This window comes from Streptomyces venezuelae, from assembly GCF_008642355.1.
GTDB lineage: Bacteria > Actinomycetota > Actinomycetes > Streptomycetales > Streptomycetaceae > Streptomyces > Streptomyces venezuelae_B.
The window spans coordinates 7,966,097-7,989,393 of sequence record NZ_CP029193.1; the positions used below are offsets into that span (position 1 = coordinate 7,966,097).

23 protein-coding genes are annotated in these 23,297 nt (G+C 71.3%); 18 read left to right on the forward strand and 5 right to left on the reverse strand.

All coding sequences use genetic code 11. From position 1 onward, the window contains the following. Window positions 1-21 precede the first annotated feature (21 nt). Together DEJ47_RS35995 and DEJ47_RS36000 are read left to right on the forward strand one after the other, a co-directional pair. Window positions 22-1,251, forward strand: coding sequence for a DegT/DnrJ/EryC1/StrS family aminotransferase (locus DEJ47_RS35995; protein ID WP_150175303.1), 1,230 nt, complete (start codon window positions 22-24; stop codon window positions 1,249-1,251). Between the two features lie 30 nt (window positions 1,252-1,281). Beyond that, window positions 1,282-1,803 (forward strand): SRPBCC family protein, encoded by a 522-nt coding sequence (locus DEJ47_RS36000; RefSeq protein WP_150175304.1) that lies wholly within the window; start codon window positions 1,282-1,284, stop codon window positions 1,801-1,803. On the opposite strand, the gene DEJ47_RS36005 is transcribed toward DEJ47_RS36000, so the two are convergent. Then, entirely contained in the window at window positions 1,778-2,779 is a 1,002-nt protein-coding gene (locus DEJ47_RS36005; RefSeq protein WP_150175305.1) for an ABC transporter ATP-binding protein, read from the reverse strand. The two genes, DEJ47_RS36000 and DEJ47_RS36005, sit on opposite strands and share 26 nt — an antisense overlap. Before the next feature lie 366 nt (window positions 2,780-3,145). Between DEJ47_RS36005 and DEJ47_RS36010 the strand changes: the two genes are divergently transcribed. From DEJ47_RS36010 to DEJ47_RS36030, 5 genes are all read left to right on the forward strand, one after another. Further along, a complete protein-coding gene (locus tag DEJ47_RS36010) occupies window positions 3,146-3,730 on the forward strand; it encodes a TetR/AcrR family transcriptional regulator (protein ID WP_150175306.1) in 585 nt (194 codons plus the stop codon). A 420-nt stretch (window positions 3,731-4,150) separates the two neighbouring features. Then, window positions 4,151-5,239 (forward strand): methyltransferase, encoded by a 1,089-nt coding sequence (locus DEJ47_RS36015; protein ID WP_150175307.1) that lies wholly within the window; start codon window positions 4,151-4,153, stop codon window positions 5,237-5,239. Window positions 5,240-5,498: 259 nt separating this feature from the next. Further along, a complete protein-coding gene (locus DEJ47_RS37755) occupies window positions 5,499-6,131 on the forward strand; it encodes a peptidoglycan-binding domain-containing protein (protein ID WP_150175308.1) in 633 nt (210 codons plus the stop codon). Next, window positions 6,041-6,334, forward strand: a complete 294-nt coding sequence (locus DEJ47_RS36025) for an ArsR/SmtB family transcription factor (protein WP_362640673.1) — start codon at window positions 6,041-6,043, stop codon at window positions 6,332-6,334. The genes DEJ47_RS37755 and DEJ47_RS36025 overlap by 91 nt, the downstream gene beginning before the upstream one ends. Before the next feature lie 130 nt (window positions 6,335-6,464). Continuing rightward, on the forward strand, window positions 6,465-7,832 hold the full coding sequence (locus tag DEJ47_RS36030; RefSeq protein WP_150175310.1) for an MFS transporter: 1,368 nt from the start codon (window positions 6,465-6,467) through the stop codon (window positions 7,830-7,832). Here the strand turns inward: DEJ47_RS36030 and DEJ47_RS36035 are convergent. Then, the gene (locus tag DEJ47_RS36035) at window positions 7,829-9,832 is read right to left on the reverse strand and encodes a hypothetical protein (RefSeq protein ID WP_150175311.1); all 2,004 of its coding nucleotides are present in this window, start codon (window positions 9,830-9,832) and stop codon (window positions 7,829-7,831) included. The two genes, DEJ47_RS36030 and DEJ47_RS36035, sit on opposite strands and share 4 nt — an antisense overlap. A gap of 270 nt (window positions 9,833-10,102) precedes the next feature. On the opposite strand from DEJ47_RS36035, the gene DEJ47_RS36040 reads away from it, so the two are divergent. The 10 genes from DEJ47_RS36040 to DEJ47_RS36085 all read left to right on the forward strand — a co-directional run bounded on the left by DEJ47_RS36040 (window position 10,103) and on the right by DEJ47_RS36085 (window position 19,869). Then, window positions 10,103-10,714 carry a hypothetical protein gene (locus DEJ47_RS36040; protein ID WP_150175312.1) on the forward strand — a complete coding sequence of 204 codons (612 nt, stop codon included), beginning with the start codon at window positions 10,103-10,105 and terminating at the stop codon, window positions 10,712-10,714. Between the two features lie 153 nt (window positions 10,715-10,867). Then, entirely contained in the window at window positions 10,868-11,227 is a 360-nt protein-coding gene (locus DEJ47_RS36045; RefSeq protein ID WP_202459302.1) for a hypothetical protein, read from the forward strand. A 168-nt stretch (window positions 11,228-11,395) separates the two neighbouring features. Continuing rightward, window positions 11,396-12,850 carry an argininosuccinate synthase gene (argG, locus tag DEJ47_RS36050; protein ID WP_150175314.1) on the forward strand — a complete coding sequence of 485 codons (1,455 nt, stop codon included), beginning with the start codon at window positions 11,396-11,398 and terminating at the stop codon, window positions 12,848-12,850. Between the two features lie 311 nt (window positions 12,851-13,161). Continuing rightward, on the forward strand, window positions 13,162-14,370 hold the full coding sequence (locus tag DEJ47_RS36055; RefSeq protein WP_150175315.1) for an acyltransferase family protein: 1,209 nt from the start codon (window positions 13,162-13,164) through the stop codon (window positions 14,368-14,370). Next, entirely contained in the window at window positions 14,367-14,810 is a 444-nt protein-coding gene (locus DEJ47_RS36060; protein ID WP_150175316.1) for a GNAT family N-acetyltransferase, read from the forward strand. The genes DEJ47_RS36055 and DEJ47_RS36060 overlap by 4 nt, the downstream gene beginning before the upstream one ends. A 92-nt stretch (window positions 14,811-14,902) precedes the next feature. Continuing rightward, entirely contained in the window at window positions 14,903-16,273 is a 1,371-nt protein-coding gene (locus DEJ47_RS36065) for a hemolysin family protein (protein ID WP_150175317.1), read from the forward strand. Next, window positions 16,270-17,310 (forward strand): hemolysin family protein, encoded by a 1,041-nt coding sequence (locus DEJ47_RS36070; protein ID WP_150175318.1) that lies wholly within the window; start codon window positions 16,270-16,272, stop codon window positions 17,308-17,310. Before DEJ47_RS36065 ends, DEJ47_RS36070 begins: the two co-directional genes overlap by 4 nt. A gap of 133 nt (window positions 17,311-17,443) precedes the next feature. Continuing rightward, window positions 17,444-18,325 (forward strand): MEDS domain-containing protein, encoded by an 882-nt coding sequence (locus DEJ47_RS36075; protein ID WP_223828653.1) that lies wholly within the window; start codon window positions 17,444-17,446, stop codon window positions 18,323-18,325. Continuing rightward, window positions 18,325-18,744 carry an ATP-binding protein gene (locus tag DEJ47_RS36080; RefSeq protein ID WP_150175319.1) on the forward strand — a complete coding sequence of 140 codons (420 nt, stop codon included), beginning with the start codon at window positions 18,325-18,327 and terminating at the stop codon, window positions 18,742-18,744. Before DEJ47_RS36075 ends, DEJ47_RS36080 begins: the two co-directional genes overlap by 1 nt. Before the next feature lie 699 nt (window positions 18,745-19,443). Continuing rightward, window positions 19,444-19,869: a pyridoxamine 5'-phosphate oxidase family protein gene (locus tag DEJ47_RS36085; RefSeq protein ID WP_150175320.1), complete on the forward strand. Its 426-nt coding sequence runs from the start codon at window positions 19,444-19,446 to the stop codon at window positions 19,867-19,869. A 12-nt stretch (window positions 19,870-19,881) separates the two neighbouring features. Here DEJ47_RS36085 and DEJ47_RS36090 read toward each other — a convergent pair whose 3' ends face one another. Together DEJ47_RS36090 and DEJ47_RS36095 are read right to left on the reverse strand one after the other, a co-directional pair. After that, window positions 19,882-20,697 carry an SAM-dependent methyltransferase gene (locus DEJ47_RS36090; protein WP_150175321.1) on the reverse strand — a complete coding sequence of 272 codons (816 nt, stop codon included), beginning with the start codon at window positions 20,695-20,697 and terminating at the stop codon, window positions 19,882-19,884. Between the two features lie 204 nt (window positions 20,698-20,901). Next, on the reverse strand, window positions 20,902-21,642 hold the full coding sequence (locus tag DEJ47_RS36095; RefSeq protein ID WP_150175322.1) for an SDR family NAD(P)-dependent oxidoreductase: 741 nt from the start codon (window positions 21,640-21,642) through the stop codon (window positions 20,902-20,904). 280 nt (window positions 21,643-21,922) lie between these two features. Here DEJ47_RS36095 and DEJ47_RS36100 point away from each other — a divergent pair, with 280 nt between their 5' ends. Then, complete coding sequence (locus DEJ47_RS36100; protein WP_150176115.1) at window positions 21,923-22,489, forward strand: MarR family winged helix-turn-helix transcriptional regulator; 567 nt, start codon at window positions 21,923-21,925, stop codon at window positions 22,487-22,489. A gap of 279 nt (window positions 22,490-22,768) precedes the next feature. Here DEJ47_RS36100 and DEJ47_RS36105 read toward each other — a convergent pair whose 3' ends face one another. After that, complete coding sequence (locus DEJ47_RS36105) at window positions 22,769-23,239, reverse strand: DIP1984 family protein (RefSeq protein WP_150175323.1); 471 nt, start codon at window positions 23,237-23,239, stop codon at window positions 22,769-22,771. Between the last annotated feature and the right edge of the window lie 58 nt (window positions 23,240-23,297).

The window sequence follows — 23,297 nt, forward strand, 5'->3', positions numbered from 1 at the left end:
GCGGGTACGGAAGAGGTGGGAATGCCGTACGGAACGGGGCTCGCCACGACGATGGAGCGGCGGCTGGGCCGCCCCTGCGTCTACACGCCCTCGGCGCGGCTCGCGCTCTACCTTGCACTGCGGCACTGGTGCCGGCCCGGCGCGCGCGTCCTCATGTCACCCGTCAACGACGACGTGATCCTCTTCGTGGTCCTCGCGGCGGGACTGCGCCCGGTACAGGCCCCCGTCTCCGTCTGGGACGGCAACATCGACCCGGCAGCCGTCCCGGAGCGGACCTGGCGGAACGTGGACGCCGTCCTCACCACGAACCTGTACGGCATCCCCGACCGCGTCGTCGAACTCCGCCGCCGCTGCGACCAGTTGGGCATACCGCTGTTCGAGGACGCCGCCCACGCGATCGGCACGCGGGTGGACGGGCAGCCGATCGGGACGTTCGGGACGGCGGCGGCGTTCAGCCTCTCCAAGCACGTGGCGGCGACGGCCGGCGGCTTCCTCGCCGTCGAAAACGAGCGCGCCCGCCGCGACCTGGAACGGCTGCGCGACGCACTCCTGCTGCCGCGCAGCCTACGCGCGGACCTGTCCGCCACTCTGCGCCCCCTGGCGCGTTCCGCCGTGCGGGGCCTGCACCTCGTGCGCCCGGCCTGGCGCACCCTGCAGCACCTCGGGATGCTGGAGCGCGACACGTTCCGGATGGACCTCCACGCGCCCCGTCTCGCGCGCCGCGCGTCCGAGGCGCCGAGTCTCGCCGCGTACGACCCGTGGGTCCGTGTCGATCTGCACGGCTACCGCTCGCGTCACGGGGCGCTGGTCCGCGGCCAGTTGGCGCTGCGCACCGCCCGGCTCGACGCCGACCTCGCTCGGCGCAGAGCGGGCTCGTCGCTCCTGTCGGGCACCGGCTGGGCGACCCGGGCGCTCCGGCCCCGGCCCGGAGACGGCGGTCCGCCACCGCTGTTCCGCGTACCGCTCCTGGTCCAGGACCGCGACCAGTTGGTGGACCGTCTCGTGCGGCACGGAGTGGTCGCCGGATACATCTACGATCCGCCGCTCGACGACTACGCGGGCGCCGAGTTCGTGGAGCCGTCCCCCGACCCGTCGGCCGCCCGCTGGTTCGCCGCACACACCCTGCCGGCCGACCCGCTCCTGGCCCGGAGGATCACCAGGGCACTGACGACGGAACGAGCGGCACCGGCGCAGCCGCCCCCGGGCTCCCGCGACGGTCTGGCGCTTCACGCACGATCTACTGGCGGGTAAGGTCGGGGGCCGAGGAACGGAGCACTCCCCATGGCCCGCACGTTCACCGTGTCCCGCAGCATCCTGGTCCAGGCATCCCCGTCGGAGGTCTACGCGCAGGTCAGCCGCCCCGCCCGGATGGGCCGCTGGAGCCCGGAGAACCTCGGTGCGACCGTACCCGGCCCGGACGAACCGGCCACGCCGGGCCTGGTCTTCGTCGGGCACAACAAGCGCGGAGCCTTCCGCTGGACCACTCGCTGCACGGTGACCGCGTCGGACCCGGGCAGCCGCTTCGCCTTCCGCGTGCACGCGATCGGCCTGAAGCGCCCCCGCCTGAGCGCCCCCATCGCCACCTGGGAGTACCGCTTCGTGGAGGTGGAGGCGTCTGCGGAGGCGACGGGCGCCGTGACACGCGTGACCGAGACCTGGACGGACGACCGGCGCTCGTGGCCGGACTCCGTGGCGAACACCTTCGACCGGATCGCCACGCGGGGCCAGACCTTCGCGGTGTTCCAGGCGGGCAACATCGACCGGACCCTGCGCAACCTCAAGCGGGAACTGGAAGAGGGATGAAGTGAAACGGGATGACCGTCGACCTGACCCTCCTCTCCCAAGTCCCGTCCGCTTCCACACCCGCTGAGTGCATCCGGTCCAGGACGGAGCGCAACTCGCGCTGACTGCCGTCGCAGGGGACCCGCAGCGACAGTGCCTCGTCGTCGGTGTCGGCGTGGCGCAGGGCGGCGGCGGCCGATCGGTACGCGCCCGGATCGTCGAACCGCACCCGCACGTGCCCGCCCGGCACGAGCCGCTTCAACGCGTCGGCGCTCCCCTCGGCGGCGATCTTCCCGTCGTGCAGGACGGCGATGCGGTCGGCGAGCTGGTCGGCCTCTTCCAGGTACTGCGTGGTGAGGAAGACGGTGGCGCCCTCGGCGACCAACTCCCTGACGACACCCCACATGGTGTGCCGGGAGCGCGGATCCAGGCCGGTGGTCGGTTCGTCGAGGAAGATGATCCGCGGCTCGCCGATCAGCGTCATGGCGATGTCGAGCCGTCGCCGCATGCCGCCGGAGTAGTCGGCGGCGGGCTTCCTGGCGGCCTCCACGAGGTCGAACCGCTCCAGCAGCCCGGCGGCGACGCGACGGCCCTCGCGGTGCGGCAGGTGGTGCAGATCCGCCATGAGCCGCAGGTTCTCCTCCCCGGTGAGAAGGCCGTCGATCGCGCTGAACTGCCCGGTGACACCGATCGCGCCACGGACCGCCTGCGGTTGGCCGACGAGGTCGAACCCGCCGACACGCATCTCGCCGGAGCCGGGGCCGGGGGAGACGAGGGTGGAGAGAATCCTGACGGCGGTGGTCTTCCCGGCGCCGTTCGGCCCGAGCAGGGAGAAGACGGTTCCGCTCGGCACGACGAGGTCGACACCGTCGAGGACGGTCTTGGCGCCGTATGCCTTGCGCAGTCCGTGGGCGGTGATGGCGAGTGCCGGTGGGCGGGTGTCGGTGGGTGCGGTCGTGGTGGCTTTCGGCGCCACGGATCGGGCTCTTGTCGTCATGCGGCCGAGAGTGGAGCAAGGCGCATTCAGCGCGGTTGCACGGCGGTTTCAACCGCTTCCGGCGGGGATCGCGTCGCGCGTCCGACGGGTGGGGCGGCCTCACCTGGCGGGAGGGGCGCGCCAGGGAGCGTGCGGCCCCACCCGTCGGGGCGGTTCCCGGTGGCGGGCAGGTGGCCGGGATCTCCCGCGTCGGCTGCCCTGCCGGTTGGTGAACACACCGGGACCTGTGGTGGTGATAGGGGGCCTGTGGTGCTGGGGGCGGAAAGCCGTGATCGGCAGGGACCAGAAAGACCGGTCTGTCTCGTGCGTCTCTGCCTCGACCATGGCAGCGGGCGGCGTCCGTGTCCAGGACTATTCTGGTCGGTGATGGACAGTCAATCGCCGCCTGCGAGGGATCAGTTGGCGCCTCGCGAACGGATACTGAGGACCGCGTACGAGCTTTTTTCGCAACGCGGAATCCGTGCTGTCGGCATCGAGGAGGTCGTCGCGCGTTCGGGAGTGGCCAAGGCGACCCTCTACCGGCACTTTCCCTCGAAGGACCAGCTCGTCCTCGCGTTCCTGGCCCGCAGGGAACAGCAGTGGACCCTGGGGCGGGTCGTCGCGGGTGCCCGGAACCGCGGCGGAACCCCGGAGGGCAGGCTGCTGGCCATTTTCGACGTCTTCGACGAGTGGTTCCGGGGCGATGACTACGACGCCTGTACGTTCATCAACGTACTGCTGGAGATGGGCTGGAAGCATCCGCTGGGGCGGGCGAGCATCCAGTACCTGGAGAACATCCGCTCTCTTGTCCGCGGCATGGCCGAAGAGGCGGGGCTGCGCGACTCCGACGGATTCGCCCGGTCCTGGCACATCCTGATGAAGGGGTCGATCATCTCGGCGGCGGAGGGCGACCGCGACGCGGCCCTGCGGTCCAAGGACATGGCCCGCATGCTGATCGCCCGGCACCGCTGACGGCCCCTGGCCGGGGCCACTCGATCGCGCGGCCAAGGACGCCCGTCGAGCCGTTCGATGTCACGGTCGAGTCGGCCGGGGCAGTAAGGTCCCGGCCGACTGCTCCCGAAGAGGCGGCGCAGCTCGCGGACTGCCCACCGAGCGGCAGAACACCGCCCGCGGCGCGGCTTCGGCTGCGGCGTGACCCTGACGGCCGCGGCCGTCGCCGCGCCCATCCCGTACGTACCGCGGCCGACCGCAGCGAACCCGCCACGGTTCCCGCACCCGCCACCGCCTACGGGGCGCCCGAGCCGAAGGCCTGAACCGGCACGCCGGGGCTGCGGGCGCCACGGGCCGTGCGGTCCGGCGGCGCGGGGGCTTTCGGCCAGAGCGCGCGGGGGGTGGTGGTGCACGCTCGGAGGCGGGGGTAGGCCTTCGATCATGTCATTGAACGGACCCTCCACTTCCGCCTCCGTCACTTCGGCCACCGCCGGTCCCGCCCCCGCCGGTTCCACCTCCGCTTGCGGCGGGCGCGCCCCGGCCGTCGCGATGCTCCGCCTCCTCGCGGGCTTCCAGGTCTCCCAGGCCCTGTACGTCGTCGCCCGCGCGGGCGTGGCCGACGTGCTGGCCGCCGGACCGAGGCCGGTCGCCGAAGCGGCCTCGGCCACCGGTGTCCGTACCGACCTGCTGCGGCGGTTGGTACGCACCCTCGCCGCCGAGCACGTCTTCGCGTTCGACGCCGACCAGGACACCGTGGGCCTCGGCCCGCTGGGGCACACGCTGTGCAGCGACACCGACGACTCACTGCGCGACGTGGCCCTCATGTGGATGGACACCCATTACGCACCCTTCGCCGGCCTCTGGTCCACGCTCCACGACGGAGTGCCCGCCGCCGAACGGGAGTTGGGCAAGCCGCTCTTCGACTGGATCGCGGAGGAACCGGAGCGGGTCGAGGGCTTCAGCGCCGCCATGGGCAACCTGCTCGCGCTACGCCAGGACGCCCTCGACAGCCTGGACCTGAGGAAGGTCCACCACCTGGTCGACATCGGCGGCGCCGACGGCACGGCGCTCGCCGCGCTCGCCCGGCGCCACGAGTGGCTCTGGGGCACCGTGTTCGACCTGCCGCACGTCGTGGCGGGCGCCGAGCCCGTGCTGCGCGCGGCCGGCGTGACCGACCGGGTCGGCACCTGGGGCGGCGACTTCTTCGAGAGTGTGCCGCCCGGCGCGGACGCCTACCTGGCGTGCTTCATCCTCCACGACTGGAACGACGACCAGTGCGCCGTCATCCTGGACCGCATACGCCGGGCCGCCGGTTCCAGGGCCCGCCTCTTCCTCGTGGAGACCGTCGTCGGCGAGGGTGCCGCCCCGGAGGTCGCCGCCCTGCTCGACCTGACGATGATGGGCATGCTGAACGGCCGCGAACGCAGCCGCGCGGACTGGCGGTCCCTGCTGTCGGGCGCGGGGTTCCGCCTGGACCGCGTGGTGGCGACGAACGGCCCGATGTGCGTGATCGAGGCGACGAGCCTGTAGCGGCACCGGCGGCACCAGCGGCACCAGCAACCGCGTACGGTCGTACGTCGGCGTACCACGCGCGATGGAGAGAACCGCCGCCCCCTACAGCGAGGGTTGACCACCCCGCAAACCGTGAGAGCAGCCCCGCAAACCAGGGGTGCACGCGGCCATCACACCGCCGGTTGACGTATCCGCGCGGCCGTTTCCCTACCGTGGACAGCGCCCGGGCATTCCCATCCGAGGCGGCCCGACGCCGCCCCTTCACCAGGGAGATCACATGCCCATCCAGCGCACCGCCGCGACCTTGCTGGCCGCGGGCCTCCTCGCCGGGACAGCGGTGACCGGAATCGCCGCCACCGCGTCGGCCTCGACCCCGTCCCAGGCAACGACCCCGTCAGCCGCGCCCACCACCGCTCTGGCCGCCTGCGCCTACTACTCGAACTTCGGCTACTACTGCGGTTACGACGTGAACAATACGTACGCCGACTACGGAGACCGCGGCAACAAGGTCAAGGAGATCCAGGCGATCCTCCAGTACCGCGGCTACAACATCGGGCGCCACGGAGTCGACGGCTCGTTCGGCGGCGACACCCTCAAGGCCGTGAAGACGTTCCTGGAACCTCGACGACGACGGCAAGGTCGGTCCCAAGACCTGGGCACGCCTGCGGGGCTGAGGCCACACCGCGCAAACACGGCACTGGAACAGCGACACCGTTCCGGTGCCGTCCGGTCGTACGGCCATACGATGGGGCCATGCCGGAGCGCACGGAAACCTCACCTGCACATCATGGGCACCAACGCAGCCCGGGCAGGGAGCAGTTGGAGACCGCCACCACCGTGTTCGCGCTGCTCGCCGATCCCACCCGGCTCCACCTGCTGTGGCTGCTGGCCGGGGGAGAGGCGGACGTGACCGAGCTGGCCTCCGAGAGCGAGGCGGCGCGGCCCGCCGTCAGTCAGCATCTGGCCAAGCTGCGGCTCGCAGGGCTGGTCCAGGCCCGTAAGGACGGGCGCCGGATGGTGTATTCACTGCGCGACGGCCATCTGCGACGGCTGGTCACCGAGGCGCTGAGCCACGCCGACCATCAGGTCACAGGAGCGCCCTGGCACGCGTAGCACCTCGACGCGCCCAGCGCTCGGGCACACGAGAACGCTCTCGCCGAATCGCTCCCGTCAACATGTGCGCATCTGCGCACACGTCGTCTACCGTGAAAGTGTCCGGGCCGTCGACCCAGGGGACACCGTCATGCGCTCAGTGCTGCGGAACCGCACCTATCGCCGCCTGTTCACCGCCCAACTGGTCGCCCTCACCGGCACAGGGCTCGCCACCGTGGCCCTGAGCCTCCTCGCGTACGACCTCGCGGGAGCGGACGCCTCCGCTGTCCTCGGCAGCGCGCTGGCGATCAAAATGGTGGCCTACGTGGGCCTCGCCCCGTTGATCGGCGCCTTCGCCGACCGTGTGCCCCGCCGCGCCCTGCTGGTGTCGATGGACGGTGTCCGCGCGGGGACCGCGCTCGTCCTGCCGTTCGTCAACCAGGTCTGGCAGGTGTACGTCCTCATCTTCCTGCTCCAGGCCGCGTCGGCCGCGTTCACGCCCACCTTCCAGGCGACGCTCCCCGAGATCCTGCCCGCCGAGCGCGACCACCTGCGCGCCCTGTCGCTCTCCCGGCTCGCGTACGAACTCGAGAGCCTGCTCAGCCCGGTCCTCGCCGCCGCACTGCTCACGACGGTCACGTACAGCTGGCTTTTCGCCGGAACGGCCCTCGGTTTCCTCGCGTCAGCGGCCCTGGTCGTGTCGGTCGCACTGCCCGCGCCGCGCCCGGTCGAGCGCGGCGGCGGCGTCCACGCACGGGCGACGTTCGGCGTACGCCTCCACTGGGCCACGCCCCGGCTGCGCGCCCTGCTCGCCCTGGACCTCGTCGCGGCAGCCGCGGGAGCCCTGGTCGTCGTCGACACGGTGGTGCTCGTCAGGGAGCACCTGAGTCTCGGGGCGGACGAAGTGGCCCTGGCCCTGGGCGCGTTCGGGGCCGGCTCGATGGTGGCCGCCCTGCTCCTGCCCCGCGCCCTGGAGCGCTTCGGCGATCGCGGGGTCATGCTGCCCGCCGGATTCCTGCTGGGCGCCGTCCTGGCCTCGCTCACCCTCGGCCTCGGGCACGGCACCCGGTCCTGGGGCGGACTGCTGGCCGCCTGGGCGCTCCTCGGCGCGGGCTCGTCCCTGGTCCTGACCCCCGCCGGCGGGCTGATCCGCCGCTCGGCCGCGCCCGCGGACCTGCCGGCCGCGTTCGCCGCCCGGTTCGCGCTCAGCCACGGCTGCTGGCTGCTCACGTACCCCCTCGCGGGATGGCTGGCCGCCGCCGCGGGGACGACCGCGGCGGCGGCGACGCTCACCGGCCTCGCACTCGTCGCGGCGACCGGGGCCGCGCTGCTCTGGCCGACCCACGACCCGTCCCGCCTGGCACACGTCCACACCGCCCTGCCCGCCGACGACCCGCACCTCGCCGACGCGCACGCGGGCCCCCACGGCTGGCGGCACGCCCACGACTACGTCATCGACGTCCGCCACCCGAAGTGGCCGGCCCCCGCCCACGCCCCGGGACGCGCCGGATCGTACTAGCGCCCCACTTCTCCCAGCTCCTCGCCGTCCGCCAGACGTGCCCGCACCGTCACGCGCGCGTCCTCCGGAGCCCGGACGGCCAGGGTGCGGCCACGCCGCTCCGCGTCGACCTCCCCGGTGACCGTGATCCGGGTGACGTCGCGGCTGCCGGCGGCCAGGAGGTACCGGTGCCCGGAGCCGGCCGTCCACCGCGTACTCGCCACGACATGCTGGCCGAAGCGGCTGCAGGCGGCCGTCGAACGGGCCCGCCCGACGACCTCCGCCGGAGCCGTCGCGGACTCGGCGGACGTACGGAACTGGAGCAGCACGCTTCCCGGACCGCGCCAGGTCGAGGCGCGCGTGCACGACCACACGGCACGGCCGCCGTCCTCCGGCAGCTCCTGCTTGGCGAAGTCCCACTGGTTGACGGCCCGCACGCCGCGCCCGCGCAGTTCGGAGAGGCGGCACGCGCCACGGGCCCAGCTCCGCAGCGCCGTGCCGCTGGTGGCCTCGCGCGGCTGGCGGGCCGGTGCGCCGGTGCCGGGCAGCGGAGTGTGGCTGAGGTGCGCCGGGGCGAGGTCGCCGAGGTCGGTGACGAGGAACGCGTGCTTCTCCACGATGCGGGCGGACGAGCGCAGTTGGAGCACGGGCAGACTGTCGCACGGGGCCGCGGCCGACGGGGCGTCGACGGCCGCGGTGAGTCCTTGGCCGGACATGTCGAGAGGGCGGCCGGGGGAGTTGGGGCGCAACAGGTCGCGCGTGCGGGCCTCCGCGATCCACGGTGCGGTGAGGTAGCGGATCCTGCCGTCCTTGCGGCTGACGGCGAGTGCCGCCGCCGTGGTCACGTCGGAGTCGTCGGCGCGCGAGAAGTCAAGGGACGCGGGCGCGGACGAGGACGCCGGTTCCACGTAACGGACGACGCGCCTGCCGTCGTGGAACAGGACGACCGCCTCGCCGCCCACGACATCGGCGTACAGCAACTGGGTTTCCTTGGGCGGGGGTTCGGTGGACGTCTCCCGGGCTGCGCCGACACGGGTGCCGGGTGGGGGAGCGGTCCAGGCGGAGAGGGCGCGGGTGAGCAGCTCGCGGTCGTCGGTGCGGGAGCCGCGGGCGGGCCAGGCGCTGAAATCCACCCGCGAGGTGTCGGCCCACACGTCGGGGGCAGTGCGGAGCAACGCGTCGGCGCTGATCGCGGGGCGCCCGCCGGTCTGTCGTGCCTGCTTGTCGCCCGGGACCGGGAAGGGGCCGATCGTCAGCAGCGCCGCGCAGCTGATCACGGTGATGCCCGCCGCGCACCAGACGAGCCGGAAGCGGCGCCGGCGGCGGAGCAGGTCGGTGGGGCGGGTCTGCACGGAACACGCGTCGAACTCCTGCGAGCGCAGCAGCTCGCCCGCCGCCTCACCGACCGTCTCCTCGACGCGGCGTGCGGCGCGGAGCGCTGCCTCCGGATCGGGTACGTCGGCGGCGGTGAGCAGGTCCACGACCTCGGGATGCGCCAGACCGTCCAGCCTGCACAGCACGAACGCGGCGCGCGCGGGCGCGGGGAGTTCGGAGAGGATCTGCGCGAGTGCGATCTCCTCCGTTCCGCCCGCGCGGGGGAACAGCCGCAGCCCCCACACCACCGGCAGCGCCGGACGCAGTTGGCGGGGCGGCGGCAGCCGGTCCGGCCACCCGCGCGGCCGCCGCTCGTGGGCCAGCGCGGCGCTCAGCACGCGCGCGGTCATGTATGCCGTACCTGTCCTGGCGGGCTCCGTCCCCCGCGGCCCGCCTCCGCCGCCGTCCGCACTCCCGGTACGCGGCAACGGAACCCGTGCCGTCGTATGCCGCACCCGGAAGCCCGGCAGGGCGCGCTGTACCAGAGAATGCGCGGCAAGCACACGTCGGTGCCGGTTGAGTCTGCCGGGCAGGGTGAGGTACGCGAGGCGTACGAGACGGGTGTACTGGTCGACGATGACGGCCTCGGCATGGTCGAGGGCCACGGGCTCGAATGCCTTGGCCCGGCGCCGTTGCGATGTGCTCATCGATCGAGGGACCTTCCGAAGGCTGACGGTGTTACGTCCTGACCTCCGTCAAACGAGTGAATCGTGCGATGGTCACAGGCTGCCCGTGAGCAGGGGAGATCCGTGCTGTTGCCGTTCGGTGACACCGGGGACAGAGCTGTGACGCGGCGGAGGGCAACGAGGGCGAGGGGTCGCGGGTCGTATGGAGCGTGGGATCGAGGGAGCGGTTTCTGATGACGCGCACGAGGTCCCCGGACCAGCACGCCCAACCACATCCGATGGGGGAACACGATGGAGATGAACAAGCGCGCGAACAAGGGACTGCTCGCCGTGGGAGTCGCGCTGGCGGCCGCCGGCGTGGCCGCGAGCACCGTACCGGCCGCCGCGGCCGGCACCCCCCGGTTCCTGTCGCCGGGCGAACTGCCCCCGCACGCCTCGTCCTCCTGGACCGCCGGGCCTGTGACGGCGGGCCAGCCCGACCCGCTGCCGATGTGCGTCGGCGAGGCCCTGCCGTCGATCTCGGTGCACCGCGCCTACCACACCGACCTCGACACCACCGCGCTCCAGGTGACCGTCGTCGAGCGCAGCGAGCAGCGGGCCAAGGACTTCGCCGCCCTCCTGAAGAAGAACCTCGACGGGTGCGCGGAGTCCGTCATGAAGCAGTACCCCGACATCACCGCCGAGCAGAAGTACTACGGAAAGGTGAACGCCGAGGAAGGCGCCCACGTCTACGGCGTCCACACCACCGCCACCTGGGGCGCCTCCGACATCAACATGTTCTCGGTGGGCCGCGACGGCAACACGGTGACGCTCGTGCGGTGGGGCCAGATGGGCAACTTCGCGAACGCTCAGGCGGCCGACTTCAAGAAGACGACCGCCACCGCCGTGAACAAGCTCTACTGATCCGACCTCGGCTTTCCCGGCACGGGGTGGGACAATCGGCCGACCGGGGTGAGGCCGGGGGCCGGTGTGGCGCCCGGCACCCGGCGGTGGGGAGGAACGACGGTGGTGGAGTGGCGGTACATCGCCAAGGGTGCAAGAGCCGTCCCTGAACCCATGGCGACGCCGTTCGTGTGGACGACGGCCTGCTCGGGCTCCCTGGTACTGGTCATCGCGTTCGACCTGCTCGGCGCACTCGACCGCACGGGCCTCGCCCTCGCGGCACTCTCCGTACTGGCCGCCCTCGTCGGAACACTCGGCCGGTTCGTCGCGGCGCCCGGCACGGCCCTGCTCTGCTGGGCCCTGCTGAACGTCTTCGCCGCCCACCCCACCGGGGAGCTCTCCTGGGCCGGGCACCGGGACCCCGGCTGGGTGGCGTGCCTGCTGACCGCGGCCCTCATCGGAACGGCGACGGCCCGGGTGTGGTACGCCCGGGCCGCGTACCGCCGCATCACGCCGTTCGACGGCGCGGCCTGAGCCTCGTACGCCGCCTGCCCCCCGTACGCCGCCTGCCCCCCGTACGCCGTCTGCCCTCCCCGGTACACCGTCTGACCCCCGTACACCGCCTGTCCTTCGCACGGCACCGGTCGGGGGTCATGCACACCCACCTTTGCATGACCATGCGAGATGATGCATACTCTTCCTATGTCTAAGGTCCTCACCTCCCTCCCCGCCGGCGAGCGCGTCGGCATCGCCTTCTCGGGCGGTCTCGACACCTCCGTCGCGGTCGCGTGGATGCGCGACAAGGGCGCCGTCCCGTGCACCTACACCGCCGACATCGGGCAGTACGACGAGCCCGACATCGCCTCGGTGCCCGGCCGCGCCAAGACCTACGGCGCGGAGATCGCCCGCCTGGTCGACTGCCGCGCCGCGCTGGTGGAAGAGGGCCTTGCCGCGCTGACCTGCGGCGCGTTCCACATCCGCTCCGGCGGTCGCGCGTACTTCAACACCACGCCGCTCGGCCGCGCCGTCACCGGCACCCTCCTGGTCCGCGCGATGCTCGAGGACGACGTCCAGATCTGGGGCGACGGCTCCACCTTCAAGGGCAACGACATCGAGCGGTTCTACCGGTACGGCCTGCTCGCCAACCCGCAGCTGCGGATCTACAAGCCCTGGCTGGACGCCGACTTCGTCACCGAACTCGGTGGCCGCAAGGAGATGTCCGAGTGGCTCCTCGCCCACGAGCTGCCCTACCGCGACAGCACGGAGAAGGCGTACTCCACCGACGCCAACATTTGGGGCGCCACCCACGAGGCCAAGACGCTGGAGCACCTGGACACCGGCGTGGAGACCGTGGAGCCCATCATGGGCGTGCGGTTCTGGGACCCCGAGGTCGAGATCGCCGCCGAGGACGTGACGATCGGCTTCGACCAAGGCCGCCCGGTCACCATCAACGGCAAGGAGTTCGCCTCCGCCGTCGACCTGGTGATGGAGGCCAACGCCATCGGCGGACGCCACGGCATGGGCATGTCCGACCAGATCGAGAACCGGATCATCGAGGCCAAGAGCCGCGGGATCTACGAGGCGCCCGGCATGGCCCTGCTGCACGCCGCGTACGAGCGCCTCGTCAACGCGATCCACAACGAGGACACCCTCGCCCAGTACCACAACGAAGGACGGCGTCTCGGCCGGCTCATGTACGAGGGCCGCTGGCTGGACCCGCAGGCCCTCATGGTGCGCGAGTCGCTGCAGCGCTGGGTGGGCGCGGCCGTCACCGGCGAAGTGACGCTGCGGCTGCGGCGCGGCGAGGACTACTCGATCCTCGACACCACGGGGCCGGCCTTCAGCTACCACCCGGACAAGCTGTCCATGGAGCGCACCGAGGACTCCGCGTTCGGCCCGGTGGACCGCATCGGCCAGCTCACCATGCGCAACCTCGACATCGCCGACTCGCGCGCCAAGCTGGAGCAGTACGCGGGCCTCGGCCTGATCGGCACCGCCAACCCGTCCATCGGCGCCGCCCAGGCGGCCGCCACCGGACTGATCGGCAGCATGCCGGAGATGCCGGAAGGCGGCGCCGAGGCCATCGCGTCGCGCGGTCAGGTCTCCACCGAGGACGCCGCGCTCGACCGCGCCGCGATGGAGTTCGGCACGGACTGACCCCCGCACGAGCGGGGCAGCCGTCACTGACGGCACATGAGGCCGGTACGACACCAGGAGGTGTCGTACCGGCCTCATCCGTTTCGGCGGCGCTTCTGATTCGTTGACGTCTTTGTGGGTAACCGGGGTCAGTCGGCGTACGGCACCTGTCCCGAGGGACGCCCGATCCACGTGGTGAAGCCCACGACCAGTGGGGTTTTACGCGACTGTAGAAGTATGGCTAGGGTGCCGGAGATGTTCTGCGACGACGCATCACCCGCATTCGGAGCAAGACGCGATTTCGCAGGCCCAGGTTCACCGTGGGAGGCATCTTGAGCGAGACAGCACGGCCGACGGGCCCTCACGCGTTGGCGCTGCCTCCCCAACGACCCACACTGCGCCCGCTCACCACCGCGAACCCGGGTGCGCACGCGGCGGGACGGTCCAAGCAGCGGGACTCGTTCTTCGACAACGCCAAGTACCTGGCGATCGTCCTCGTCGCCATGGGACACGCGTGGGAACCGCTGCGCGGCGACAGCAGGGCAGCCGCCGCGCTGTACATCACCGTCTACACCTTCCACATGCCGGCGTTCATCGTCATCTCCGGCTACTTCTCCCGCAGCTTCGACGCGAGTGCCCAACGGATCCGTCGCCTGGTCACGGGGATCGCCGTGCCCTACGTGATCTTCGAAGTCGCGTACACCTTCTTCAAACGGTGGGCGGGCGACGACCCCGACTACCCCATCAGCCTGCTCGACCCCTGGTACCTGACCTGGTTCCTGGCCGCACTCTTCATCTGGCGCCTGACGACGCCCCTGTGGAAGCTCGTGCGATGGCCGCTGCCCATCGCGCTCGCCATCGCCGTCCTGGCGTCCGTGTCGCCCGACATCGGAGACGACCTCGACCTGCAGCGCGTCCTGCAGTTCCTGCCCTTCTTCGTCCTCGGCCTCGTCCTGAAACCGGCCCACTTCCAGATGGTGCGGCGCCGCGAGGCGCGGATCCTGGCCCTGCCAGTCTTCGCCGCGGCCCTGGCCTTCGCCTACTGGGCGGCACCGCGCATGAACGCGGCATGGTTCTACCGTCGCGACAGCGCACAGGAACTGGCCGCGCCCGGCTGGTCGGGCGCCGTCATGACCATCGCGCTCTTCGGCTGCTCGCTGATTCTCGTCGCCTGCTTCTTCGCGTGGGTGCCGGGACGGAAGCTGTGGTTCACGGCACTGGGCGCCGGAACGCTGTACGGCTACCTGTTGCACGGCTTCCTCGCCAAGGGATCCCGCTTCTGGGACTGGTACGACGCCGACTGGGTCCACCGCCCGCTCGGCGAGATCACCGTCACCCTCCTCGCCGGAACAGTGATCACGCTCCTTTGCACGCCGCCGGTGCAGCGCGTGTTCCGCTTCGCCATGGAGCCCAGGATGACCTGGGCCTTCAGACAGGACGCGACCGCCCTCGCCCGAGGGAAGGGGCTGGCACAGGTGGAAGGTCAGAGACAGCAAGAACAGAAGCAGCAAGAACAGAAACAGAAGGAACCGGCCGAGTGAATCCTCCGGCCCGGCCTCCCGCGGTCCACTACGAGAGCGTCGTCGAGACGCTGCCCGCGGGACGCCGGGCCGTCGTCGTCCGCGACCGCGACGACCGAGAGGTCGGCACCCTCGAATTCCAGGTCTGCCACCCCTGTCGGCTCGGATACATCGGCAACGTCGCCGTCGCCGCCCACTGGCAGGGCCAGGGCATCGGACGGCACGCCCTGCACCTCGCCGTCACCGCGGGCGCCGGGTACACCTGGTCCACCTCACGCCAGTCCTCCGCCGGACGCCGCTTCTTCGCCACGATGGAGGACGAGACGGGAACCGCCTTCCCGCCCGACGGCACGCGGTGCCCGCACATGAACGCCCACATCGGGTGGCACGCCGCGCCGTGGCGGCGGAAAGTGATCAGGGAACCCCAGGACGAGCAGGACCGTTGTCCTGAAACACCCTGAACGAGGAGCACCGCATTGTCCGCCTCACCGACGGACCCCCCGACGCTCATCCCGCCGACGGACCCCCCACCGCTCTCCCCACCGACGCGCCGATGAGCGCCGCCCTCGGCCTGCTGGCCGTCTTCGTCCTCACCGCCGGCACCGGCTACTTCGTGGCGCAGGAATTCGCGTACGTCTCGGCGGACCGCCTCGCCCTGGCCCGCGAGGCGGCGGCGGGCGACAAGCGGGCGGCCCGCGCCCTGAAGGTCCTCGCACGGCTCTCCTTCATGCTGTCCGGCGCGCAGCTCGGCATCACCGTGACCGGCCTGGTCGTCGGCTTCATCGCGGAACCCTCCGTGTCCGCCCTGCTCAGGCCCGCACTGACCGGCATCGGCATCCCCGAAGGCGCCGTCGGCGGCATCTCCGTCGTCCTCGCCTTCGTCCTGGCCACCGTCGTCCAGATGGTCCTGGGCGAGCTGGCCCCCAAGAACCTCGCGCTCGCCGTGCCCGAACGCCTCGCCAAGTCCCTGGCCGCCTCCACCCTCGCGTATCTGAAGGTCGTCGGACCCATCGTGCGGATCTTCGACAGCGCCGCCGACCGCCTGCTGCGCCGCGTCGGGATCGAACCCGTCGAGGAACTGCACCACGGCGCGACCCTGGAGGAGCTCGGCCACCTCATCGGCGAGTCCCACGAACAGGGGGAGCTTCCCGAGGACACCGCGACGCTCCTCGACCACGCCCTGGAGTTCTCCGACCGTACTCTCGACGAAGTCATGGTGCCGCGCGCCGACGCCGTCTTCGTCCGCAAGGAGGCGAGCGCCGCCGACGCCATCGAACTCGTCGCCGCGCACGGCCACTCGAACTATCCCGTGCTCGGCGATCACCCGGACGACATCGGCGGCGTGCTCGGTGTCCGCGAGCTGACGCGGCTCACCGCGGGCAGCCTGTCCGGTACGACCGCGGGTGCGGTCGCCCGGCGGCCACTGCTCCTGCCGGACACGCTCGAACTGCCCGACGCCGTCGAGCAGATGCGGCTGCGCGACGACGAGTTCGCCGTCGTCCTGGACGAGCACGGAGGCGTGGCGGGCATCGTCACGTACGAGGACATCGCCGAGGAACTCGTCGGCGACATCGCCGACGAGAGCGACACCGTCGTCGAACTGGCCGTCGCCGACCGCCGGGGCTGGCTGGTGGACGCCGGACGCCGACTCGACGAGGTCGCCGAGGCCACCGGGATCGAACTGCCCGAGGAGGACGACTACGACACCGTCTCCGGATTCGTCGTCGACCGGCTCGGCCGCTTCCCGTCCGTCGGCGACAGACTCATCGTGCGGCTCGACGACGGGGACGCCGTCGTGATCGACGTACGCACGCTGGAGCGGCACGTCGCGGAACAGGTGCGCCTGGAGCGGCTCCCCGAGGCCCACCCCGACGTTCCCCTCCCGGACAGGGAACGGCCGCACGACGAGGAGCCGCGCGCATGAGCTTCCCGATGGCGCTCTTCCTGACCGTCCTGCTGCTGATCGGCAGCGGCTTCTTCGTGGCCGCCGAGTTCGCGCTCGTCGCCGCCAGACGGCACCGCATGGAGAAGGCCGCGTCGGACGGACGGCGCGGCGCCAAGGCCGCGCTCGCCGGCATGCGCGAGCTGTCCCTGATGCTGGCCGGCGCGCAACTCGGCATCACCGTCTGCACCCTGGGCCTCGGTTCCATCTCCAAGCCCGCGATCTCGCACGAGCTCGACCCTCTGCTGCACCGCTGGGGCCTGCCCAGCGGCGTCAGCTACGGCGTGTCCTTCGCCTTCGCGATGATCGTCGTCGTCTTCCTGCACATGGTCGTCGGCGAGATGGCGCCCAAGTCGTGGGCCATCGCCCACCCGGAGCGCTCGGCCATGCTCCTCTCACCGGCGTTCCGCGCGGTCGTCAAGGTCGTCCGCCCGCTCATCGGAGGGCTCAACAAGGTCAGCAACACTCTGGTACGGCTCTGCCGCGTCACCCCGCGCGACGAGCTCGCCCCCGTCCACGACCGCGAGCAGCTCACCCATCTCGTCACGGAGTCCGCGCGCCTCGGCCTCATCAGCGAACACGACTCGGAGCTGATCACCAACTCCCTCACCGAGCCGGACTCACCGGTCGGCGACCTCCAGACGCCGGCCGCACAGATCACCTCGGTCCCGGCAGCGGCGGGCATCGACGACATCCTCTCCACGGCCGCCGCGCACGACCGCAGCCGCCTCCTCGTGTTCGAAGGCCCCCTGGTCGTCGGCTCGGTGCACGCCCGCGACGCACTGATCGCCCGCGCACGTGACCGCACCGAGGTCACCGCGCGCGAACTGGCACGCCCGGTACCGGAACTCGCCGCCAAGGACACCCTCGGTCATGCCATCGAACAGCTGCGCAGACACCGCGCATCTCTGGCCGTCGTCAGCGACGACACGGGCCGCCTCACCGGCATGGTCACGCTCGACGACCTGCTGGCCCGCCTGACGCATGCCGCACCGCCGCCGATCGGAACACGGCAGTAATGCGCGTAGTGCCGGTCACTTCCGATCATTGTGCGCGGCGGTGGCCCCGAGCAGCGAAGACGTCTCTATTGTGGCTGCCCGTGCCGCGGAAGGTGTTCCCTGGCGGTCCATTCGAAGACTTGGGGGGTGAACGATGGCCGCTGCTGACGGCGCGGCATCTGTCGGCACGATGCCGGTGCAGCAACTCCGGTCCGGCGATCACGCGTTCGTCAGCTACGCGGACGACGACGCGGGCCGCGAGGTGGTCACCACGTTCACGTGGACGGGACTCGCCCGGCACGAGAAAGTCATGGTCTTCTCCTCGCCCCGGACGGACGAGAGCGAAGTGTGGAACAGCCTCGACGCGCCGGGCCCCCTCCTGGGAGCCGCCCGCGAGCGGGGCCAGCTGGTGGTCAGCAGCATGCGCGCACTCATCCACCCCGCCCCGCACTTCACCCCCGAGCGCCAGTGGCAGCGCATCGAGGAGGAGACCGGCCGTGCTCTGGAGGAGGGCTACCGCGGCCTGCGCACCTACATCGACATGCACTGGGTGGCGGACCTCGACGCCGACATCGCGGTGATGATGCACCGCGAATCGCACGCCCAGCACCTGTTCACCGACCGCCCCTACACCGAGATCTGCGCATACGACAGCCGCTCGTTCGCCCCCGACGTCCTGACCGCCATGCACCGGGCCCACCCCTGCCGACTGCTGTCCCGCCTCGGCGAACTCCACGTGGAACAGACGCCCGGCACCGTGTACCTGGCGGGCGAGGCGGACGTCGCCACCCGCGAACAGTTCCTCTCCGCCGTACGCGAAGGACTCCTGCGCACGGCCGACGAGCGGCGGCTGACACTGGACATGTCCCAACTCATTTTCCTCAGCGCCGCCTGCGCCGTGGACCTGCTGCGACTGGCCGCGGCGTCCGAGGACCACGGGATCCGCGCCCTGTGCCATCCCACGGGCGTCCGCATACTGCGCATGGCGGGTGCGGAGAACATGCCCAACCTCCTGCTCAGCGAGGTGACCCGCTGATGACGTCCCCCGGGCCCGCTGAACAGTCTGCCACCCTCCTGCTGGAATGCCCCTTCACCCAGGAGGACCTGCCGCGCCTGCGCATGCTCGTCGACCAGTACGCCGACCGTGAAGGACTGCCCGAACCAGAGCGGAGCGATTTCATCGTGGCCATCGACGCGGTGGCCACGAACGCCATCACTCACGCGGGCGGCGGCGGCACGCTGACACTGCGGCGCGTCGACGGCCACCTGGAGTGCCACATCCACGACTCCGGCCCTGGCTTCACCGCGGACGTCATCCCTCCGCTCGCCCCCGGCATCGGCGACCCCGGCGAGGGACGCGGTCTGTGGCTCGCCCGCCACATCACCGAGTACCTGAAGGTCTCGGCCGGCACCATCGGCGCCGTCGTCACCCTCGCCATGCGTCTGCCCCGCTGAGGGCCGTCAGCCCGCGGCCGGGCAGCCCAACCCTGTGAGACCGTGGCGAGGCGTCGCCCGCGCGCCTCCGCGTCCGCTGTCGTCAGCACCTGCACGGTCAGGGCGCACTCGACCCGCCTGCACTTCGATGTCGCAGACCAGCTTGGTCTCCTAACCGCTGACACACACCCGCCTGTTCCGCGTGCCCAGCTTGTCACGCCTACCTGTTTTGTCCTGCTTGTTCACGCGGCTCGGGTCGGCGCGAGCTGGGGACGGTCAGGGGAGCGGCGGTCGGAGGCCGGGCCGACTCGGACGACGTTCGCCGGGTCCTGCGTGATGCCGGGATGGAATTACTCGCGGAACCGGGTGACGGCAGGCGCTTGTGCGGCTCGTTTCCCTTGAGCGCCGATTCCGGCATCCCGGGGCCGACTTCGAAGAAGGCCCGCTCGGCGACGTGCCGAGGGTCGAACGTGACCACGAGGGAAGGGGGTTGTGCGGGTACGGGTCAGACAGCCCGTACGGGTGTCGCCGTCACCACCCGAACGAGTCAATCGGGTGGCGGGTGGGTCCTACGGAAGCGGCTTACGGGGGAAACAGATCACACGCTGCGGCAGGCGAGTTGATGGCAGTTGCCACCGTCACCGCCCCACCGTCGCCGTCACCACTTCGATTACCCCACCGCCCTGCCGCCATCCCGGGCGGTTCGAGAAGGAGACCCTTATGCCCCTGAGCGTCGAAGAACGCGAACTGTTCCTGGCCGAGCCGCACATCGGGGCGCTGGCCGTGGCGGCGGAGGACGGCAGGGCGCCGCTCACCCTGCCGATCTGGTACCAGTACGAGCCGGGCGGCGAGCTCTGGGTGATGACGGGCCGCCACTCCAAGAAGGGTCGGCTGATCGCCGCGGCGGGGCGCTTCTCGCTGATGGTCGACCGCTTGGAGCCGACCATCCGCTACGTCTCCGTGGAGGGCCCGGTCGTCCGCACCGAGGAGGCGACCGTCGAGCAGCTGCGCGAGATCTCGGCGCGCTATCTCGCGCCCGAGAAGGTCGAGCCGTACGTGGAGTTCGCCTCCAAGGACCACGGCGAGCAGGCCGTCTACTACCTGCGTCCCGAGCACTGGTACTCGTCGGACCTCGGAACCGTCTGAGGGCCGAGGGGGTCAGGGCTTGCGGGCGAGCCCGCCGTGTTCACCAATGGGTTCCGCGGCGGGCGCCCCGGCCTCGGGGCGCCAGAAGGGGACCGACACGACGCCCGGCTCCAGGAGCTCGAGTCCGTCGAAGAACGCCGCGATCTTGTCGACGGGCCGCAGGAAGTACGGGACGGCGCCGGTCTCGTTGTAGGCGTCCTGGGCCCGTTCGTAGGCGGCGTCGATACCGCGTGAGCCGTCGTTGATCGAGAGGTAGCTGCCGGACGGCAGACCGTCCATGAGCCGGGCGACGATCGCGCGCGCCTGGTCGTAGTCGCCGATGTGCCCCAGGATGTTGCTGAGGATCAGGGCCGTGGGACGGGTGAGGTCCAGTGTCTCCGCGGCGGCCGCCAGGATCCGGTCGGGGTCGGAGAGCTCGGCGTCGACGTAGGCGGTCGCGCCCTCGGGGGTGGAGGTGAGCAGGGCGCGGGCGTGCGTGAGGACCATCGGGTCGTGGTCCACGTACACGATCCTGGCGTCCGGGGCGAGCCGCTGGGCGACCTCGTGCGTGTTGTCCACCGTCGGCAGTCCGGTCCCGATGTCCAGGAACTGCCGGATGCCCGCCTCGGTCACCAGGTGCGTGATGTTGCGGCGCAGGAAGGCGCGGCTGCTGCGGGCCACGGTGACGATGCCGGGGAAGACGGCGCTGTACGCGTCACCGGCCGCCTCGTCGACGGGGTAGTTGTCCTTCCCTCCCAGCCAGTAGTTCCAGATCCGGGCCGAGTGCGGCACCGAGGTGTCGATCTTCTGGTGCGCCCCAGGACCGGGCGTCATGGCGTGGTCGGTCATGGGTACCGTCCGTCTTTCAACCGTGGCGTGGACTGTTCAACGCACAACTTACGCTGCAACGGCGCCGTTCCGCACACAAGTCCACGGGATCTGTGTACGCCGACGGAGCCTGACGCACCCGTCGAGCTCCGTCGGATTCCGTGAGCTCTCTCGGGTTCCAGCCGAGCTCCGTCGGGTTCCTGTCGTCCGACCGGGGGCGTGCGCTCAACTGCTCATGTATGCACCCCCGTTGACGTGCAGCACCTGGCCGGTGATGTGGCGTGCGCCGGGGGAGGCGAGGAAAGCGACCGTCTCCGCGATGTCCACGGGCGAACCGGCGCGACCCGTGACGGTCGCCGCCACGAGCTGCTCACGCCGCTCGTCGGGGAGCCTGTCCCGGAAGAACTCGGTGTCCGCGATGTAGCCGGGCGCCACGACGTTGGCGGTGATGCCGCGGGACCCGAGTGCGCGGGCGAGGTCCAGGTTCCAGGCGGTGAGCCCGGCCTTGGCGGCCCCGTAGGAACCGGCGCCGGAACCTCGGGACGCGGCGATCGACCCGATGTGGACGACCGCGCCCCCGTCCGCGAGCCGTCCGTCCAGGGCCCGGGTGGTCAGGGCGGCGCTGACGAGGTTCGCGTCGAGGTTGGCACGGAAGGCCTCCGCGTACGCGACGAGGTCGGGCGTCTCGCCCTCCCGGTCGCCGTCGAAGTCGGTGTTGCCGCCGGCGTTGTTGACGAGGACGTCGACCCGCTCGGGGAGCTCGGCGAGGAGTGCGGTGAGCGCTTCGGGGCGGGTGTGGTCGCACACCACGCCGGTCGCGCCGATCTCCGCGCCCAGGCGGTCGAGGGGTTCGCGGCGGCGCCCGGTGACGAACACGGAATCGCCGCGCTCCGCGAAGAGGCGGGCGACGGCGCGGCCGATGCCGGTGCCGCCGCCGGTGATCAGGATGGTGCGTGCGCGTGCCATAAGCTGAACTCCAACATCCATTGAGGACTAAATTTAGATCTAAACGTAAACGTACCATTGATGGTGCGAGTGCCCGAAGGGGCCGGGGCCGAGGTTGGAAGGCAGGCGGAAGGCAGGCGTGGGAGTGGAGAAGAGGATGCGCGGGACGGCGGGGGCCGGGGAAGCGGGAAGCGGGGTCGGTGGCCGCGAGGCGATCGGCGGAGCGGGGGGCGGCAGCGGTGGCCGCGAGGCTGTCGACGGTGTCGGGGGTGACAGTGGTGGCCGTGCGGCGGCTGAGGGAGTGGAGGGCGGCGGCGGTGACCGTGCGGCGGCCGGAACTGCCGCGTACACCGCGCGGGACATCGCGAACGCCTGGGAGCGCGAGCGCCCCGGCACCCCCGCCACGTCGATCGGCATCGTCACGCCGATCTGGCAGTTGGCGAAGCTCTTCGGCGACGACCGGAGGCGGGTGCTCGCACGGGCCGGTGTGGACACGGCGACGCTGGACCTGCTGAGCGTGTTGCGCCGCAGCGGTACGCCGTACACCCTGACGACCCGCGAACTGGGCCGGCTCTCCATGGTCACCGCGGGCGCCGTCTCGCAGCGTGTGGCCCGAGCCGAACGCGAAGGCCTGGTCACCCGCCGCCCCGGGGAGGGCAGGCCCCGTACGGTCGAGGTCACCCTGACCGAAGCGGGCCACGCCCTCGTGGAGGCGACGGTGGACCAAGTCCTGGGCAGGGAGGCCGACTTGATCAGCGGCCTCACCGCCGAGCAGCAGACCCGGCTCACCGAGCTCCTCGGCATCCTCCTGGAGGACGTGCAGCGGAGCCTCGGGGACGAGCGGATCACACAGGTGGGCCAGCTCTGACATCCAGTGTCCGGACGGCCGACCGCTCGCAGGAAGGTCTTCGATGACGGGGGTGCCCCGAACCCGCCCTCACTGCCCGGATCTGCACGTGGTGATGTGCTGTGCATGGTGCACTGTCACCTGTACGCGGTGCTGAGCTCCACTGTCATCGGGGAGTCGAACCCCCGCGTTGCTCTTCACGCGCCAGGCGTGGGCCGGAAACCGCCGGCCCTCGGTGTGTGCACGCTTCCGGAACAGCTACCTGCTCCCCATCATCATGCTGCGATCGGCCGAACCGACTCAGTCCAGCAGGTCGACCTCCCAGTTGGCGCGCTGGATCCGCACGTCGATCTCACGGATCTCGCGGGCGAGTGCGTCCGCCTGGCCGCGCAGCTCCGCGACGGGCAGGGCGGAGAGCATCACCAGCTCGGAGCGCAGCTGCCGTCCGTACCCCCGTTCGCCCGTGCCCGCCGCCGCGTCCGCGGCCGCGGTGACCAGAGAGTGGCGCAGGCGCAGCACGTCCCTGCGCGCGAGCGCGTCGGTGAGCGTGCCGTGCTCGCCCAGGTCCGCGGCGGCGTTGGTCCGGTTGATGCGCCGGATCAGTGACTCCAGCTCGTCGAGCACCTCGCCGGCGTCGGCCAACAACTGGGCCGCATCCTCGGGCGGCGTCTCGCCCTCCTGGTAGCGCGCGCTGCCGACGACACGCGAGCGCAACTGTTCGACGCGACGTGTCGCCTCAGCACGCTCCGCCAGCGCTTCGGCAAGCTTCATCTCGATCCCCCGTTCTGGCTCGGCTCGGCTTGGCTGGGCCTGGTTCAGCTCAGCTCGC